Annotated in this window: 15 protein-coding genes; 8 read left to right on the top strand and 7 right to left on the bottom strand. The window is 71.9% G+C overall.

Features of this window, described 5'->3' with window-relative positions; genetic code table 11:
- Positions 1–52: 52 nt before the first annotated feature.
- The 6 genes from ACZ5K7_RS42740 to ACZ5K7_RS42715 form a co-directional block, all read right to left on the bottom strand.
- Positions 53–1,042: a zinc-dependent alcohol dehydrogenase family protein gene (locus tag ACZ5K7_RS42740; RefSeq protein WP_351733012.1), complete on the bottom strand. Its 990-nt coding sequence runs from the start codon at positions 1,040–1,042 to the stop codon at positions 53–55.
- A complete protein-coding gene (locus ACZ5K7_RS42735; RefSeq protein ID WP_351694812.1) occupies positions 1,039–1,884 on the bottom strand; it encodes a carbohydrate ABC transporter permease in 846 nt (281 codons plus the stop codon). Before ACZ5K7_RS42735 ends, ACZ5K7_RS42740 begins: the two co-directional genes overlap by 4 nt.
- Positions 1,881–2,816 carry a carbohydrate ABC transporter permease gene (locus tag ACZ5K7_RS42730; RefSeq protein ID WP_351694810.1) on the bottom strand — a complete coding sequence of 312 codons (936 nt, stop codon included), beginning with the start codon at positions 2,814–2,816 and terminating at the stop codon, positions 1,881–1,883. Before ACZ5K7_RS42730 ends, ACZ5K7_RS42735 begins: the two co-directional genes overlap by 4 nt.
- Positions 2,813–4,180, bottom strand: a complete 1,368-nt coding sequence (locus tag ACZ5K7_RS42725) for an ABC transporter substrate-binding protein (RefSeq protein WP_468922837.1) — start codon at positions 4,178–4,180, stop codon at positions 2,813–2,815. The genes ACZ5K7_RS42730 and ACZ5K7_RS42725 overlap by 4 nt, the downstream gene beginning before the upstream one ends.
- Before the next feature lie 88 nt (positions 4,181–4,268).
- Complete coding sequence (locus ACZ5K7_RS42720; protein WP_351694806.1) at positions 4,269–5,039, bottom strand: DeoR/GlpR family DNA-binding transcription regulator; 771 nt, start codon at positions 5,037–5,039, stop codon at positions 4,269–4,271.
- A gap of 301 nt (positions 5,040–5,340) precedes the next feature.
- Complete coding sequence (locus tag ACZ5K7_RS42715) at positions 5,341–6,150, bottom strand: NAD-dependent epimerase/dehydratase family protein (RefSeq protein WP_351694804.1); 810 nt, start codon at positions 6,148–6,150, stop codon at positions 5,341–5,343.
- A gap of 224 nt (positions 6,151–6,374) precedes the next feature.
- On the opposite strand from ACZ5K7_RS42715, the gene ACZ5K7_RS42710 reads away from it, so the two are divergent.
- A complete protein-coding gene (locus ACZ5K7_RS42710; protein ID WP_351694802.1) occupies positions 6,375–7,316 on the top strand; it encodes a 5-dehydro-4-deoxyglucarate dehydratase in 942 nt (313 codons plus the stop codon).
- Between the two features lie 107 nt (positions 7,317–7,423).
- Positions 7,424–8,602 carry a hypothetical protein gene (locus ACZ5K7_RS42705; protein ID WP_468922832.1) on the top strand — a complete coding sequence of 393 codons (1,179 nt, stop codon included), beginning with the start codon at positions 7,424–7,426 and terminating at the stop codon, positions 8,600–8,602.
- On the opposite strand, the gene ACZ5K7_RS42700 is transcribed toward ACZ5K7_RS42705, so the two are convergent.
- Complete coding sequence (locus ACZ5K7_RS42700) at positions 8,545–9,774, bottom strand: MFS transporter (RefSeq protein WP_468922829.1); 1,230 nt, start codon at positions 9,772–9,774, stop codon at positions 8,545–8,547. The genes ACZ5K7_RS42705 and ACZ5K7_RS42700 overlap by 58 nt on opposite strands.
- Before the next feature lie 161 nt (positions 9,775–9,935).
- Here ACZ5K7_RS42700 and ACZ5K7_RS42695 point away from each other — a divergent pair, with 161 nt between their 5' ends.
- From ACZ5K7_RS42695 to araD, 6 genes are all read left to right on the top strand, one after another.
- Positions 9,936–10,517: a TIGR03086 family metal-binding protein gene (locus ACZ5K7_RS42695; protein ID WP_468922826.1), complete on the top strand. Its 582-nt coding sequence runs from the start codon at positions 9,936–9,938 to the stop codon at positions 10,515–10,517.
- Positions 10,518–10,591: 74 nt separating this feature from the next.
- Entirely contained in the window at positions 10,592–11,344 is a 753-nt protein-coding gene (locus ACZ5K7_RS42690) for an MBL fold metallo-hydrolase (protein WP_351694794.1), read from the top strand.
- An 82-nt stretch (positions 11,345–11,426) separates the two neighbouring features.
- Positions 11,427–12,407: a threonine ammonia-lyase gene (locus ACZ5K7_RS42685; RefSeq protein ID WP_468922823.1), complete on the top strand. Its 981-nt coding sequence runs from the start codon at positions 11,427–11,429 to the stop codon at positions 12,405–12,407.
- Between the two features lie 174 nt (positions 12,408–12,581).
- Positions 12,582–13,238, top strand: a complete 657-nt coding sequence (locus ACZ5K7_RS42680) for a GntR family transcriptional regulator (RefSeq protein WP_351694790.1) — start codon at positions 12,582–12,584, stop codon at positions 13,236–13,238.
- Positions 13,235–14,146, top strand: coding sequence for a dihydrodipicolinate synthase family protein (locus ACZ5K7_RS42675; protein ID WP_468922819.1), 912 nt, complete (start codon positions 13,235–13,237; stop codon positions 14,144–14,146). Before ACZ5K7_RS42680 ends, ACZ5K7_RS42675 begins: the two co-directional genes overlap by 4 nt.
- Positions 14,143–15,876 (top strand): L-arabinonate dehydratase, encoded by a 1,734-nt coding sequence (gene araD, locus ACZ5K7_RS42670; RefSeq protein ID WP_351694786.1) that lies wholly within the window; start codon positions 14,143–14,145, stop codon positions 15,874–15,876. Before ACZ5K7_RS42675 ends, araD begins: the two co-directional genes overlap by 4 nt.
- Positions 15,877–15,975: the final 99 nt, after the last annotated feature.

Genomic DNA, 15,975 nt, shown 5'->3' with positions numbered 1-15,975 from the left:
GGCGGCCCTCCCGGAACCCCCCGATCGGCTCAGGGGACCACCGCGATCCGGCTCAGGGGACGACGACGATCTTCCGTCCCACCCCCGCCGCGAACTGCTCCAACGCCTGCGGGTAGCTGTCCAGCGGGAGGCGGTCGCTGATGAAGACCTCCGGGTCCAGGACCCCGTTCGCGAACAGCTCCGCCGCGCGTTCGTAGCTGTGCAGGACGGCCATGGAGCCGGTGATGGTGATCTCCTGGTTGTAGATGCGGTACGGGTCGATCGTCACCCGGGTCGCGTAGTCGGCGACGCCGAACTGGAGGAAGGTGCCGGCCTTCGACACCCGCTCCAGGCCGTCCTGGATCGCCGCCGCGTTGCCGGTCGCGTCGATCACCACGTCCCAGCCCCGCGGCCGGTCCAGTTCGTCGGCGTTCGCGGCGGACCCGGAGACACCGAGCGCGCGGGCGGTCTCCAGCCGGGCCGGGTTCAGGTCGACCACGTCGACGCTCGCCGCGCCGGTCCGCTTGGCGAGTTCCAGCATCATCAGTCCCATGGTCCCGGAGCCGTAGATCAGGACGTGGGCGCCCAGCCGGGACTTGAGGACGTCGTAGCCGCGTACCGCGCAGGACAGCGGCTCGACCAGGGCGGCGTCCTGGGTGCGGACGTGCTCGGGGAGCTTCACGCAGTTGGCGACCGGGGCCACCGCGTACTGTGCGGCCCCGCCCGGCACGGTCACGCCGATCGCGGCCCAGCGTTCGCAGAGGTTGTTGTGGCCGTCCCGGCAGTAACGGCACTCGTGGCAGTACAGGGACGGGTCGACCGCGACCTGGTCGCCGATCGCCACCTCGGTCACCTGGGAGCCGACGCCGACCACCTCGCCGGCGAACTCGTGACCCGGCACGATCGGCAGCTTGGGCGCGAACTCGCCCTGGAGGATGTGCAGATCGGTTCCGCACAGCCCGCAGGCGGCCACTTCCACCACGACCTCACGGGGGCCCGGTGTCGGGTCGGGGACCTCGGTGACGACGGCACGGCCCACGGACTCGATGACGGCGGCCTTCATTTCACGGCTCCCAACGACAGGCCCTGGACCAGCTTGTCCTGGGCGGCGAACCCCGCGGCGAGCACCGGCAGGGAGACGACGAGCGACGCGGCGCACACCTTCGCCAGGAACAGGCCCTGGCTGGTGATGAAACCGGTCAGGAAGACGGGGGCGGTCTCGGCGACCACGCCCGTCAGGACTCGGGCGAAGAGAAGTTCGTTCCAGCTGAAGATGAAGCAGATCAGGGAGGTGGCGGCGATGCCGGGCAGGGCGATCGGGGCGACCACGCGCGCCAGGATCGTCGGGAGGCGGGCGCCGTCGATCTGCGCCGCCTCGATCACCGCGACCGGGACCTCGGCGAGGAAGGACTGCATCATCCACACCGCGATCGGCAGGTTCATGGAGGTGTAGAGGATGACCAGGAACCAGATGTTGTCCAGCATCCCGGTGTTCTTCGCGAACAGGTAGATCGGCAGCAGGCCGGCCACCACCGGCAGCATCTTCGTGGAGAGGAAGAAGAACAGGACGTCCGTCCACTTCTTCACCCGCCGGATCGACAGCGCGTACGCCGCCGGGAAGGCCAGGACGAGGACCAGGAGGGTCGAGACGATCGAGGCGACCGCCGAGTTGACCAGCGCCGGCCAGGGGCTCGCGCCGCCGCCCGACCCGAAGAACTCGCGGTAGCCGTCCAGGGTGAGGGCGGCACCGAAGGAGGGCGGGTTGGTCGCCGCGTCCGCCTCGGAGTGGAAGGACGTCAGCGCCATCCAGGCGATGGGGAAGAAGAAGACGATGCCGACCAGCCAGGCCACCAGCCCGACGCTGCGGCCCCGGTGCTTCCTGACGTGTAGGGCGAGGCTGCTCATGCGCGGGACGCCTCCTCTCGGAACAGGGACGACACCACGCGCAGGGCGAAGGTCGCGATGATGATCGAGCCGATGACGACCAGGACGCCGGCGGCCGAGGCGAGGCCGTTCTCGTGGGCCTGGTAGAAGCTCTGGTACACGGTGTAGGGCAGGTTGGCGGTGCCCAGGCCGCCGGACGTGATCGTGAAGACCGCGTCGAAGTTCTGGACGATGTAGATGCTGCCCAGCAGGGCGCCGAGTTCGAGATAGCGGCGCAGGTGCGGGAGCGTGAGATAGCGGAAGACCTGCCAGTCGCTCGCGCCGTCCACCCGGGCGGCCTCGATCTGCTCGGGGTCACGGCTCTGCAGCCCGGCGAGCAGGATCAGCATCATGAACGGCGTCCACTGCCACACCAGGGCGGCCTCGACCGCCAGCAGCGGGGTGCTGGAGATCCAGTCGGGCTGCGGTCCGCCGACGTAGTGCAACAGGCCGTTGAGCAGGCCGTATTCGGGGTTGTAGAGGACGTGTTTCCAGAGCAGGGCGGCGGCCACCGGGACCACCAGGAACGGGGCGATCAGCAGGGTGCGGACGATGCCCCGGCCGCGGAACCTGTTGTTCAGGAGCAGTGCCAGCGCGAGGCCGAGGACCAGGCTGACCAGCACCACCGTGACCGTGAGGAGCACGGTCGTCCACACCGAGTGGCGCAGGTCGGCGTCGGTCAGGACCTGGCGGTAGTTGTCGACGCCGGCGAAGTGGCGGGCCTTCGGGTAGAGGGCGTTCCAGTCGAAGAAGGAGATGACCACCGTGGCCACGAACGGCAGCTGGGTCACGACGATCATGAAGACCAGGGCGGGCAGGAGAGGGGCCCGGGTGGCCCAGGCGCGCAGGCGGGCGGAGGGCGGCCGCGTGGCGTGTACGGGTGTCGCTGCGTAGGGGGCTGTCGTCGCGGTCATCGTCCCTCGTACTCCTTGGAGATCTTCTCGGCCAGCTGCTGGGACTTCTTCAGGGCCGAGTCGACGGACTGACGTCCGGCGATGGCCGAACTGATCTCCTGGGAGACCTTGGTGCCGAGATCGGTGAACTCGGGGATGTCGACGAACTGGATGCCGGGCGCGGGGCGAGGCTGGACGCCGGGGTCGTTCGGGCGGGCGCTCTCGATGGCCTCCTTGGTCATCTCCTGGAACGCGGCGGCCGACTTGACGTAGTCCGGGTTCGTGTAGGTCGACGCGCGCTTGCCCGCCGGGACGTTGGACCAGCCGCTGGTCTGGCCGACCAGCTCCTCGTACTGCTTGCTGGACGCCCAGGACACGAACTTCCAGGCCTTGTCGGGGTTGCGGGAGGCCTTCTGGATGCCCCAGGCCCAGGTGTAGAGCCAGCCGGCGGACTTGGTCTGCTCGACGGGCGCGGGGGCGTAGCCGAGCTTGCCCTTGACCGGGGAGTCGTCGGCCTCCAGGAGGCCGGCCGCGGAGGTGGCGTCGTACCACATGGCGACCTTGCCCTGGGTCATGTTGTTGAGGCACTCGGCGAAGCCGGACTGCGGGGCGCCGGACTCGCCGTGCTTGCGGACGAGGTCGACATAGAACTTCGTCGCCTTCTCGAAGCCGGACCCGGTCAGCTGGGCCTTCCAGTCCTTGTCGAACCAGGTGCCCCCGTAGGTGTTCACGACCGTGGTCAGCGGTGCCATCAGCTCGCCCCAACCGGGCAGGCCGCGCAGGCAGATGCCGCGCATGCCGGACTGGGCGCCGTCCACCTTGGCGGCGAGGTCGGCGACCTGCTGCCAGGTGGGGTGCGCGGGCATCGTCAGGCCCTTGGCCGTGAAGACGTCCTTGCGGTACATCAGGAAGGACGACTCGCCGTAGAAGGGCTGGCCGTAGAGCTTGCCGTCGTCGGCGGTCAGGGACTCGCGCATCGGCTGGAGGATGTCCTTCTCGTCGAAGCCGGGGTCCTTGGCGACGTAGGAGTCCATCTCGTGCAGCCAGCCGTTGCGGGCGTAGATCGGTATCTCGTAGTTGGACAGGGTGGCCACGTCGTACTGGCCGGCCTGGTTGGCGAAGTCCTGGCTGATCTTGTCGCGGACGTCGTTCTCGGGCAGGACGGTGAAGTTGACCTTGATGCCGGTCTCCTTGGTGAAGCGCGGCGCGAGCTTCTGGAGTTCCGTCATCTGGGGGTTGTTCACCATCAGCACGTTGATCGAATCGCCGCCTGAACCGGACCCGCCCGCACCGACCCAGCAGCCGGAGAGCAGCGGGGCGAGCAGCGTCCCTGCGGCGGCCATGGCGAGTGTGACTCGCGGCCTCCGTCGGCTCGGGGTTCGCATGGATCGCTCCTGGAGGAATCGTGATATATGGGGCACTGCGGGGTGTGGAGGTGCCCTTCGGGAAGGGCGTGGGTGGGGCGTCGGTGTGTCAGACCCGGATGACCTGCGGGCCCAGCAGGGCGTAGCGATGGGCCTCGGCGGCCGGAAGAAGGGTGCTCGTCACGATCGCCTCCAGGGCGCCGACCTCGGCGAAGCGGCAGAAGCTGACGGCTCCGAACTTGGTGTGCACGCCCGCGAAGACCGTCCGGCGGGCGGCGCGCACGGCCTGCGCCTTGACCTCGCTGACGGCGGGGTCGGGAGTGGTGAGGCCGTGCTCCCGCGAGATGCCGTTGGCTCCAATGTAGGCGAGATCGAGAACGAAACCGGCGAGCATCTTCGTCGTCCAGTGGTCGACGGTCGCCAGCGTGCCGGCCCGCACCCGTCCGCCGAGCAGCAGTACCGACATGTTCTCGGCCTCGGCGAGCGCGCCCGCGACCGGCAGCGACGCCGTGACCACGGTCAGCGGCCGGTCCGTCGGAAGTGCCTCGGCGATGAGCTGCGGGGTGAAGCCCTCGTCGACGAAGACGGTCTCGGCGTCGCCCAGCAGCTCGGCTGCGGCCGACGCGATCCGCCGCTTCTCCGGGACATGGCTGGTCGAACGGAAGGCGAGCGTGGTCTCGAAACCGGCGCTCTCGACGGGATACGCGCCCCCGTGGGTACGGCGGACCAGGCCGTGGTCCTCCAGGGCGCGCAGGTCCCGCCGGATGGTTTCCCTGGCCACGCCCAGGGCGGCGGCGAGAGCGGTGACGTCGACCGAGCCGGTAACGCGCGCGGCCCGCACGATCTCGCGCTGGCGTTCTTCCGCCGTCCGCGTGCTCATCTCGTCACCCACTTCCCTGTGGAACTGCCCGTTCGGGCCATGCAGCAAGTTCTACAGCGGGTGTGCGAGGCTGACCAGGTCTGTTGCGGGCCCGATACTGCCCGGGTGTGCCCGTTTGCCGGTCGCGGTGCCCGCCTCGGACCTGCGCGGCTGCCGGGCGGCGCGTGAGAGCGGGCAGCCCGGATGCCCGAACGCGGCGGCGGGCGGGCCCGTTCGGTGCCCGCCCGCCGCCGTGGACGATCGTTTTCCGCCGTGTCGCGCGGTGCCGCGCGCGAGAGGGTCCGCCGTTTCCGCGTGCCGCTCAGTACGGCCAGACGGGTGGGTCGTTGACGAACCGGCCGCCCAGGTGGGTGTGGGCCGGGTTCCGCGGGTCCAGCTCGCCGTGCTCGGCGATCAGCTTCTCCGCGAACTGCTCGGAGTCGTCCTGCGGCTCGTAGCCGAGCGCCCGGGCACTGGTCAGGTCCCACCACAGGCGGGTGTTGGCGGAGGAGCCGTAGACGACGGTGTGGCCGACCTGCTCGGCGGTCAGGGCCGCGTGGAAGAGGCGGGCGCCGTCGGCGGGGCTCATCCACACCGAGAGCATGCGCACGTCGGCCGGCTCGGCGAAGCAGGAGCCGATGCGGACGGAGACGGTCTCCAGGCCGTGCTTGTCCCAGTAGAGCTGGGCGAGGTCCTCGCCGAAGGACTTGGACAGGCCGTAGAAGGTGTCCGGGCGGCGCGGGGTGTCGATCGGGATCAGCGGATCGCCCGCGCGCGGGGCCGGGGTGTAGCCGACGGCGTGGTTGGAGGAGGCGAAGACGATGCGCGGCACGCCGGCCTCGCGGGCGGCCTCGTACAGGTGGTAGGTGCCCTCGATGTTCGAGCGGAGGATCTTGTCGAAGGGCGCCTCCAGGGAGATCCCCGCGAGATGCAGGACCGCGTCCACGCCCCGCACCGCTTCCCGCAGCGCGTCCTGGTCGCCGAGGTCGGCGGTGATCGCGTCCGGCTCGCCGTCGATCGGGCGGACGTCGAAGAGGCGCAGCTCGTAGCCGTACTCCGGCAGCAGGGACCGCATCAGGGTGCCGAGCCCGCCTGCGGCGCCGGTGAGCAGTAGCTTGCGGGGAGTGGGCATCCACGGTCTCCTTCATTCGGCGCCGATCGCGTACATGTACGGCATTCACATTCGTGGACACGCTAGGGAGCTGGGGTGCGCTGAGTCAAGTGTGCCGTGGAGTGCGGTAATCCGCCTTCGTGTTCCCTGTTTCGCGGCTTGACCGGCACCAACGGGGAATCGTAACGTGGTCGCGTTCATGAATATGGACACCGATCAGACACATGCATCAACAGGGAGCGCCCGTGACGCCAGCCCCTCTCGCCGCGCGGCTCCGTGACCCGCGCGGGCCGCTCTTCTTCCCCGTCACGGCCTATGGCCCCGACGGCTCCCTCGACCTCGACGCCTACCGCGAGCATGTGCGCCGGGGCGTCGAGGCCGGTGCCGCGGCCGTGTTCGCCTGCTGCGGCACCGGGGAGTTCCACGCGCTGCTGCCCGAGGAGTTCGAGGCCTGCGTGGGCGCGGCCGTGGCGGCCACCGAGGGCCGGGTACCGGTGATCGCAGGCGCCGGCTACGGCACCGCGCTCGCCGTGCGCTACGCGCGTCTCGCCGCGGCGGCGGGCGCCGACGGCCTGCTCGCCATGCCGCCCTACCTGGTGGTCGCCGGCCAGGAGGGCCTGCTGCGGCACTACCGGGAGGTGGCCTCGGCGACCGATCTCCCGGTGATCGTCTACCAGCGGGACAACGCGGTGTTCACCCCGCCCACGGTCGTCGAACTCGCCCGTACCGAAGGCATCATGGGTTTCAAGGACGGCCTCGGCGACCTGGACCTGATGCAGCGCATCGTCAGCGCCGTCCGCACCGAGGTCCCCGGCGACTTCCTCTACTTCAACGGCCTGCCCACCGCCGAACAGACCCAGCTCGCCTACCAGGCCATCGGCATCACCCTCTACTCCTCGGCCGTCTTCTGCTTCGTCCCCGAGATCGCCCTCGCCTTCCACGCCGCCCTGCGCGAGGGGGACCGGCCGACGGTGGAGCGCCTGCTGGACGGCTTCTACCGCCCGTTCGTCGAACTCCGCGCCCAGGGCCGGGGATACGCCGTCTCCCTGGTCAAGGCGGGCGTACGGCTGCGCGGCCTGGACGTCGGCGAGGTCCGGCCCCCGCTGCACGAGCCGGGCGAGGACCATGTGAAGCAGCTCGCCCAGCTGATCGAGCGCGGATACGCACTGCTGGAGGAGGACGCGTGACGGCGTCGGCGGGGGCCGGGGGAGGACGGTCGGAGGTGCCGGAGGGGGCCGGGGGAGAGCGGCCGGAGGTGCCGGCGGTCTCCGGAGGGAGGCGGCCGAAGGCGTCCGTGAGATCCGCAGGAGGGCGTTCGAAGGCGTCGGCGTTCGTCTACCCCTGGGACGTTAACGGGGATCCCGGGGCCCCGGAGCGGATCGCCGCGCTCGGCGTGGACCAGGTGACCCTCGCCTCCGCCTACCACTCCACCCGCGCGCTGACCCCCCGGCACCCGCGTCACCGCATCGTCACCGCCGAGTACGCGGCCGTCTACTACCCGGCGGGCGACCACTGGGCGGACCGTCGGCTCCGCCCCCACCCGGCCGGTGCCTGGGCCCCCGGCGACGCCTACGGAGAGGCCGCCGAAGCCCTGGCCGGCGCCGGCCTCGACGTCCACACCTGGGTGATCCTCGCCCACAGCTCCCGCCTGGGCGCCGAGCACCCGGACACCTCGGTCGTCAACGCCTACGGCGACCGCTACCCCTGGGCCCCCTGCATCGCCCAGCCCGCCACGCGCGCGTACCTGACCGACCTCGCCGCCGAGGCCGCCGTCCGCCCGGGCGCGGCCGGCACCGAACTGGAGTCCCTCGGCTGGTACGGCCTCCCGCATCTGCACGCCCACGACAAGACCGCGGGTGTCGCCCTCGGAGACGCCGGCCAGTACCTGATGGCGCTGTGCTTCTGCCCGGCCTGCCGGGCCGGGTACGGCGAACAGGGCCTGGACGCCGACGCGTTGGCCACGGCCGTCCGGGAGGCCCTGGAGCCGTTGTGGCGGGGCGCGGCGGACGACGGCGGGTGGCCGACGGTCGAGAAGCTGCTCGGCGAACCGGTGGCGGCGGCCACCCGCGCGTGGCGCGACGGGCGGGCCCGCACGCTCCAGGAGACGGCCGTGGCCGCGGTGCGCGCGGCGGCCCCCGAGGGCTTCCAGGTGCTGCTGCACGCGGACCCGGTGGCCTACCACTGCGGCGCCAACGCGGGCGTGGACCCCGCGCACGTGCTGTCGGTCGCGGACGGTGTCGTGGTCCCCTGCGCGGGCGGTACGGCCCTGCTGGCGCCCTTCGCGGAGCACGCGCGCGAGGACACGGTCCTGGCCGCCAACTTCACGGTGGTCTCCGGGATGGGCGGCAGCCCCGGCACCCTGGCGGCCGACGCGGCCCGCGCGCGTGACCTGGGCGCGACCGAACTGCGGCTGTATCACGCCGGGTTGGCGTCCGACGGCGACCTGGCGGCGGTGCGGGAGGCGCTGCGCTGAGCCAGTGAACCGGCGGTGGCCAGCAGCGCACCGCCGAGGAGCGCCAACAGCACCCGGTGGTCGACGAGTTCGACGAGGGCGGCCCCGACGGCCAGTCCGACCACGTTCGGTGTGAACATCAGCGTGCCGGCGGTCGCGGTGGCCCGCCCCAGCGCCGCGGCCGGGATCTCGCGCTGTACGGCGGTGTAGGCGGCGATCAGCACACAGGGCAGCCCGATCCCGCCCGCCGCACCGCACGCCAGCACCACCGCGTCGTACGGCACCGCCCGCGCGGCCAGCGCGACCCCCGTCAGCGCGATGCCGTACGCGGCGAACCGGCGCTCGCCGAGCCGCCGCAGGGCGGGCCCGGAGACCAGCCCGACCGCGACCGAGCCGGCGCCCTGGACGGCGTACAGCACGCCGGTGTAGGCGGGGGAGTGGCCGAGGGCGTCCACCACCGCGTAGTTCAGGCTGCTGCCGAGCGAGGCGAGACACATCGTGGCGCCACCGGCACGCACCAGCGGCCGCAGGGCCGGGTGCCCCCACAGCAGCCGGACGCCCCCGGCGGTCTCCCGTCGCCGGCTCCCGGTGGCCGGCCGCGGGCGTTCCTCGCGCACCCGGAGCAGCGCGCACACCCCCGCCGCCAGCACGAAGGTGCCGGCGTCCAGCACCGCCACGCTCGGCCCGCCGTACGCCGTGTACAGCGCGGCGCCGGTCAGCGGGGCGACCAGCTTCATGCCCTCGCGGGCGGTCATCCGCAGCCCGTTGAAGTCACCGAGGAGGGCCGGGTCGACGGCGGCCGCGACCAGGGCGGAGCCGGCCGCGTCCTCGACGACGCCCGCCGCGCCGTACAGGACCAGGACAGTGAAGAGGAGCCAGACGGAGCCGGCCGAGCCGACCGTCCAGAGGGGGAGCAGGAGGACGGCGAGGGCGAGGTTCAGGCGGATGAGCAGGGGCTTGCGGCGGACGCGGTCGGCGAGGGTGCCGAGGGCCGGGCCGACGAGGGTGGGGGCCCACAGCGCGGCGGTGCACAGGGCGGCGAGGCCGTCGGATCCGGTGAGGTCCTTGACCCAGACGCCCGACACCAGCCAGAGCGCGGAACTGCCGAAGCCGGACACCACGACACCGGTGAGGCAGAGGGCCGCGTTGCGGTCGCGCAGGAGGCGGGTCACGGTCCAGGAGGAGGTGGTCATGCCTGGTCATCGTGGGCCTAAGGAGGGGGTGTGGGGATCGGGCAGGTGCCTTAGAAGGACGGCGAGTGCGCGCATCGCCCGGGCGTGCCGATGAGTTTCCGGGCGCGGTGCGGTCTACCTCCCGACGGAGATCTCCGGCAACGACTTGGGAGGCGGCGGGAATGACCGGCAGCACCATGATCGACCTCGGCCCGCAGACGCGGATCGTGGCGATGCTCGCGGAACGGGTGACGGACGAGCAGCTCACGGCGGCCACCCCGTGTCCGGACTACGCGGTCCGTCACCTGCTGGGCCATGTGGCGGGGCTGTCCGTGGCCTTCCGGGACGCGGCCCGCAAGAGTCTGGGGACCACGACCGACCACCGTCCCGACGGCACCCTGCCGGAACTCGGCCCGGGATGGCGGCAGGAACTGCCCAAGGCACTCGACGAACTGGCACAGGCCTGGCGGGAGCCCTCGGCGTGGGGCGGGATGACCCGGGCGGGCGGGGTCGACCTGCCGGGGGAGGTGGCCGCGGCGGTCGCCGCCGACGAACTGGTCGTCCACGGCTGGGACCTGGCCCGGGCGACGGGGCAGTCCTATGCCCCGGATCCGGCGGCGCTGGAGGCGGCGTACGGCTTCCTGCGGATGGCGGCGCAGGCCGACCGTGGCCCCTTCGGCCCGGTGGTTCCGGTGCCGGAGAGCGCGCCGCTGCTGGCGCGGGCGGTCGGGCTGAGCGGCCGGGACCCGGGCTGGAAGGCGTGACGGGACCGGGCCCAAAGCCGTAGATCCACTCGAATCGTGAGCGGGCGGGGACCCGGATCCGTACTCTCCTCGCCATGGCACTGAGCCTCACCGTCCTCGGCACGGCCTCTCCGCACCCCCGGCCCGGCCGCCCGTGCTCCGGCTATCTGCTGCGGGGCGGGGGCGCCGAGGTGTGGGTGGACGCGGGCACCGGGACCTTCGCGGAATTGCAGCGGCACACGGATCCGGCGCGGCTCACGGCGATCTGGATCTCGCACCTGCACGCGGACCACAGCGCGGATCTGCTGGCCGCCGCGTATGCCTACGCCTTCGGCGGGATGACGCCGGCCGCGCCGATCCCGGTCTACGCGCCGCAGGCCTGCGCGGGGCGGCTGGCCGGCTTCTTCGGCCGGCCGGACCTGGGCTTCCTGGGTGGGGTGCTCGACTTCCGGCCCCTGTACGACGGCCACATGGTCCGGCACTGGAACCTGCGGCTCGCCGCGCGAGCGGTGGCCCACGACGTCGAGGCCTACGGGCTGCGCGCCGAATGCCAGGGGAGCGTTCTCGCGTACTCCGGGGACAGTGGTCCCTGCGACGCCCTGACCGATCTCGCCGCCCGCGCGGACGTCTTCCTGTGCGAGGCCGACCTCGACGAGCATCGCGATGGCGAACAGGTCCATCTGACGCCGGAGGACGCGGGGCGGATCGCCCGGGCGGCGGGGGCGCGGGAGTTGCTGGTCACGCATGTGGGGCCGACCCTGACGAGGGAGATGGCGGCGGCCCGGGCGGGAGCGGTGTCGGAGCGGCCCACCAGTGTGGCGCGGGAGGGCGAGGCCCGGGGTTTCTGAATCGGGTGACACACCTCCACCGACCCGCACATCCAGGCAGTTGCCCATGGAACCGGCGCCGGTGGCGCTACGCTGCCGAGTCGTGCAGGGAACGCGTCTCGACACGGCTCGGATCCGGGCGGCCCGCCGGGTGATCGACCCGGTCTTTCTCGACACTCCGCTGTACCGCTGCGAGGCACTGGAACCCGGCCTCGGGTGCGCGGTGAGCATCAAGCTCGAAACGGCGAACCCGGTCCGCAGCTTCAAGGCCCGCGGCACCGAGGTGGTCGCGAGCCTGCTGGCCGGCCAGGCCTCGCGAGCCGCGGTGTGCGCGAGCGCGGGCAACCTCGGCCAGGCCCTCGCGTGGTCCGGTCGTGGCCGTGGGCTCGACGTCACCGTCGTGGCCTCCCGCTTCGCGACCCGGGCCAAGCTCGATCGCATCCGCGCGTTGGGTGCCGGACTGGAGCTGGTGGACGGCGACCACGAGACGGCTCGCGAGCGGGCGGCGGCCATCGCCCGGTACGACGGCATCCGGCTGGTCGAGGACAGCCTGGACATCGAGACCTGCGAGGGCGCGGCGACCATCGGCCTGGAACTGGTGGACACCGCGCCGTCGTTCGACACCGTCCTGATCGCTCTCGGCGGCGGGGCGCTGGCCACCGGCGTGGGCCACGTGGTGAAGGCCTTGGCACCCGAAGTCGAGGTGATCTGCGTCCAGCCGCTGGGCGCACCGGCGATGACCCACTCGTGGCACAGGCGGCGTGTCGTCACCACCGACGCGACCGACACCATCGCCGACGGCGTCGCCGGCCGGTGTCCCGTCCCGGCTGTCCTGGACGACCTCCTCCTGGTCGCCGACGACGCCGTCCTGGTCCAGGAGGCGTCGATCATCGCCGGCATGCGGACGCTCCTCGACCACGCCGGCCTCGTCGTCGAGCCTTCGGCCGCGCTCGGCATCGCGGCGGTCCTCGAAGACCGTGACCGCTTCGCCGGCCGGCACGTCGTCACGATCGTGTGCGGCAGCAACGTCGACGTGGACGCCTACCACCGCTGGGTCGGCGCGGCTCCCCTCCACGGGGCCTGACCCCCTGCCTTCCTCCCCGACCCAACCGTCTTTGTCAGAAGCATTGACGAAGCACACCCGTGCTCCTACCTTCATCCGCGTCGTACTTCGTACGTCATATATGAGACGCGATACGCGAGATCAGATACGTCAGACCGGCTCGCCCGAGCCGGTACGTGACCCCGAGAGGCGCGCATGACCTCTGTGCCCATGCCGATTCCGTCCCGGACGCAGTATGTGCTGGACGCGATCAAACACCGCATCCTCACCGGGCAGTTGACGCCCGGTCAGGCCCTGGTGGAGACCGAGCTGGCCGCGCAGTTCGGGGTGTCCAAGACCCCCGTGCGGGAGGCGCTCAAGACACTCGCCGGGACCGGGCTGGTCATGATGAACCAGTACAAGGGCGTCACGGTGCGCATGGTGGACGCCGACATGGCGCGCGAGGTCTACGACGTACGGCTCCTGCTGGAACCCGAGGCGCTCCGGCGGGCCGTCAGGAAGGGTGCCTCCCTGGACGCCGCCCGTGACGCCCTCACCCGGGCCGACGACGCGACCGACACCGCCGAACGCTCCCTCGCCAACCGGGACTTCCACCGCGCCCTCTACCTCCCGTGCGGCAACCCGCTGCTCGGCCGGATGCTCGACGAGGTCCGCGACCAGGCCGCCCTCGTCTCCGCGGTCGCCTGGGCCGCCTCCCCCTCCTGGGAACAGGAGGCCGGTGAGCACCGCGAGATCCTGCGGCTGGCCCTGGCGGGCGACGCCGACGGCGCCGCCGGTGCCCTGCACGCCCACATCGCGTCCTTCGTCGAGCGTGCGTACCCGGAAGCCCAGGCCAAGGAAGGACAGGAATGAGCAGCGTGGCGTTCGAGACCCAACGGGCGGCCCTGGCCGACGTCGTGGCCATCCCGGTGACCCCCTTCACCGCGGACGGCGGCGTCGACCGGACCGCCCACCGGGCCCTGCTGCGCCGCCTCCTCGACGGCGGGATCCGCACCCTCACCCCCAACGGCAACACCGGCGAGTTCTACGCCCTGACCCCCGAGGAGCGGCGGCTCGTCACCGAACTGACCGTCGAGGAGGCCGGGGAGCGGGCCACCGTCCTCGTCGGCGTCGGACACGACGTGCCGACCGCCGTCGCCTCCGCCCGGCACGCCGGGGAGCACGGCGCCCGGATGGTCATGGTCCATCAGCCCGTCCACCCGTACGTCTCGCAGGCCGGCTGGGTCGACTACCACCGCGCCATCGCCGAGTCCGTGCCCGAACTGGGCGTCGTCCCCTACGTCCGCAACGCCCAGCTCCCCGGCGCCCGCCTCGCCGAACTCGCCGACGCCTGCCCCAACGTGATCGGCGTCAAATACGCCGTCCCCGACGCCGCCAAGTTCGCCGCGTTCGCCCGCGACGCCGGTCTCGACCGCTTCGTCTGGGTCGCCGGGCTCGCCGAGCCCTACGCGCCCTCCTACTTCTCGGCCGGCGCCACCGGCTTCACCTCCGGCCTGGTGAACGTCGCCCCGGCCGTTTCGCTGAACATGATCGAAGCGCTTCGATCCGGCGACTACCCGGCCGCCATGAAGGTCTGGGAACAGATCCGCCGCTTCGAGGAACTCCGCGCGGCCAACGGCTCCGCGGACAACGTCACCGTCGTCAAGGAGGCCCTCGCCTCCCTCGGTCTGTGCCGCCGCGACGTCCGCCCGCCCAGCAGGCAGCTGCCCGAGGAAGAGCGCGCCGAGGTCGCCGCCATCGCCTCCGGATGGTCCCTGTGAACGCGCCTCGCAAACAGCCCGAGGAACTCCGCAGCCACCAGTGGTACGGCACCGAGGGCCTGCGCTCCTTCAGCCACCGCGCCCGCACCCGCCAGCTCGGCTACCTCCCCGAGGAGCACCTCGGCAAGCCGGTCATCGCGATCCTCAACACCTGGTCGGACATCAATCCCTGTCATGTGCACCTCCGTGACCGGGCGCAGGCGGTCAAGCGGGGCGTGTGGCAGGCGGGCGGCTTCCCGCTGGAGTTCCCGGTCTCCACCCTCTCGGAGACCTTCCAGAAGCCGACCCCCATGCTCTACCGCAACCTCCTCGCCATGGAGACCGAGGAGCTGCTGCGGTCGTACCCGGTCGACGGCGCGGTGCTGATGGGCGGCTGCGACAAGTCCACCCCGGCCCTCCTCATGGGCGCCGCCTCCGTCGACCTGCCCGCCGTCTTCGTGCCCGCAGGACCCATGCTCCCCGGACACTGGCGGGGCGAGGTCCTCGGCTCCGGCACCGACATGTGGAAGTACTGGGACGACAAGCGGGCCGGTCTGATCGGCGACTGCGAGATGGCGGAGCTGGAGAGCGGCCTGGCCCGTTCCCCCGGGCACTGCATGACCATGGGGACGGCCTCCACCCTCACCGCCGCCGCCGAGGCCCTCGGCGTGACCGTCCCGGGCGCGTCCAGCATCCCGGCCGTCGACTCGGGGCACGACCGGATGGCCGCCAGGGCGGGGATGCGGATCGTCGAACTCGTCCACCGGGACCGGCGGCTCTCCCAGCTCCTCACCCCCGAGGCCTTCGAGGACGCCGTCACCACCGTCCTCGGCCTCGGCGGCTCCACCAACGCCGTCATCCACCTCATCGCCATGGCCGGGCGGGCGGGCGTGCGGCTCACCCTGGACGACTTCGACCGCATCGCCCGCACCGTGCCCGTCCTCGCCAACGTCCGGCCCGGCGGCCGGACGTACCTCATGGAGGACTTCCACTTCGCGGGCGGCCTCCCGGGCTTCCTCTCCCGCATCCCCGACCTGCTCCACCTCGACCGGCCGACGGTCTCCCACGACACCTTCCGCGAGCAGCTCGCCGGCGCCCAGGTGCACGACGACGACGTCATCAGGACCCGCGACAACCCGGTGGCCGCCGAAGGCGGAGTCGCCGTACTGCGCGGCAACCTCTGCCCGGACGGCGCCGTCATCAAGCACATCGCCGCCGAACCGGGGCTCCTGAAGCACACCGGGCCCGCCGTCGTCTTCGACGACTACCGGACCATGCAGCGCACCATCAACGACCCCGGCCTCGGCATCACCGCCGACAGCGTGCTCGTGCTGCGCAACGCCGGGCCAAGAGGCGGCCCCGGCATGCCCGAGTACGGCATGCTGCCCATCCCCGACCACCTGCTCAAGCAGGGCGTGCGGGACATGGTGCGGATCTCCGACGCCCGGATGAGCGGCACGAGTTACGGCACCTGTGTGCTGCACGTGGCGCCCGAGTCGTACGTCGGCGGGCCGCTCGCCCTCGTCCGCACCGGGGACCTCATCGCCCTGGACGTGGCGGCCCGCAGCCTCCGGCTCCACGTGGACGACGAGGAGCTGGCGCGCCGCCGGGCCGAGTGGACGCCGCCGCCCGCCCGCTACGAGCGCGGCTACGGCGCGCTCTACGACCAGCAGATCACCCAGGCCGACACCGGCTGCGACTTCGAGTTCCTGGCCCGGCCGGGCGAGGTCCCGGATCCGTACGCGGGCTGACCGCACCACCCGTTAACCGCCCACAACTGTCCCTGATGATCGTCGAAGCGCTTCAACCGCGCCATGCAGCAAGCGCTTCCTGCACCCGCTGTAACCAAA

Source organism: Streptomyces sp. NPDC031497, assembly GCF_055580905.1.
The sequence above is the reverse complement of the archived record's forward strand: the minus strand, read 5'-3'. Positions and strand labels throughout refer to the sequence as shown.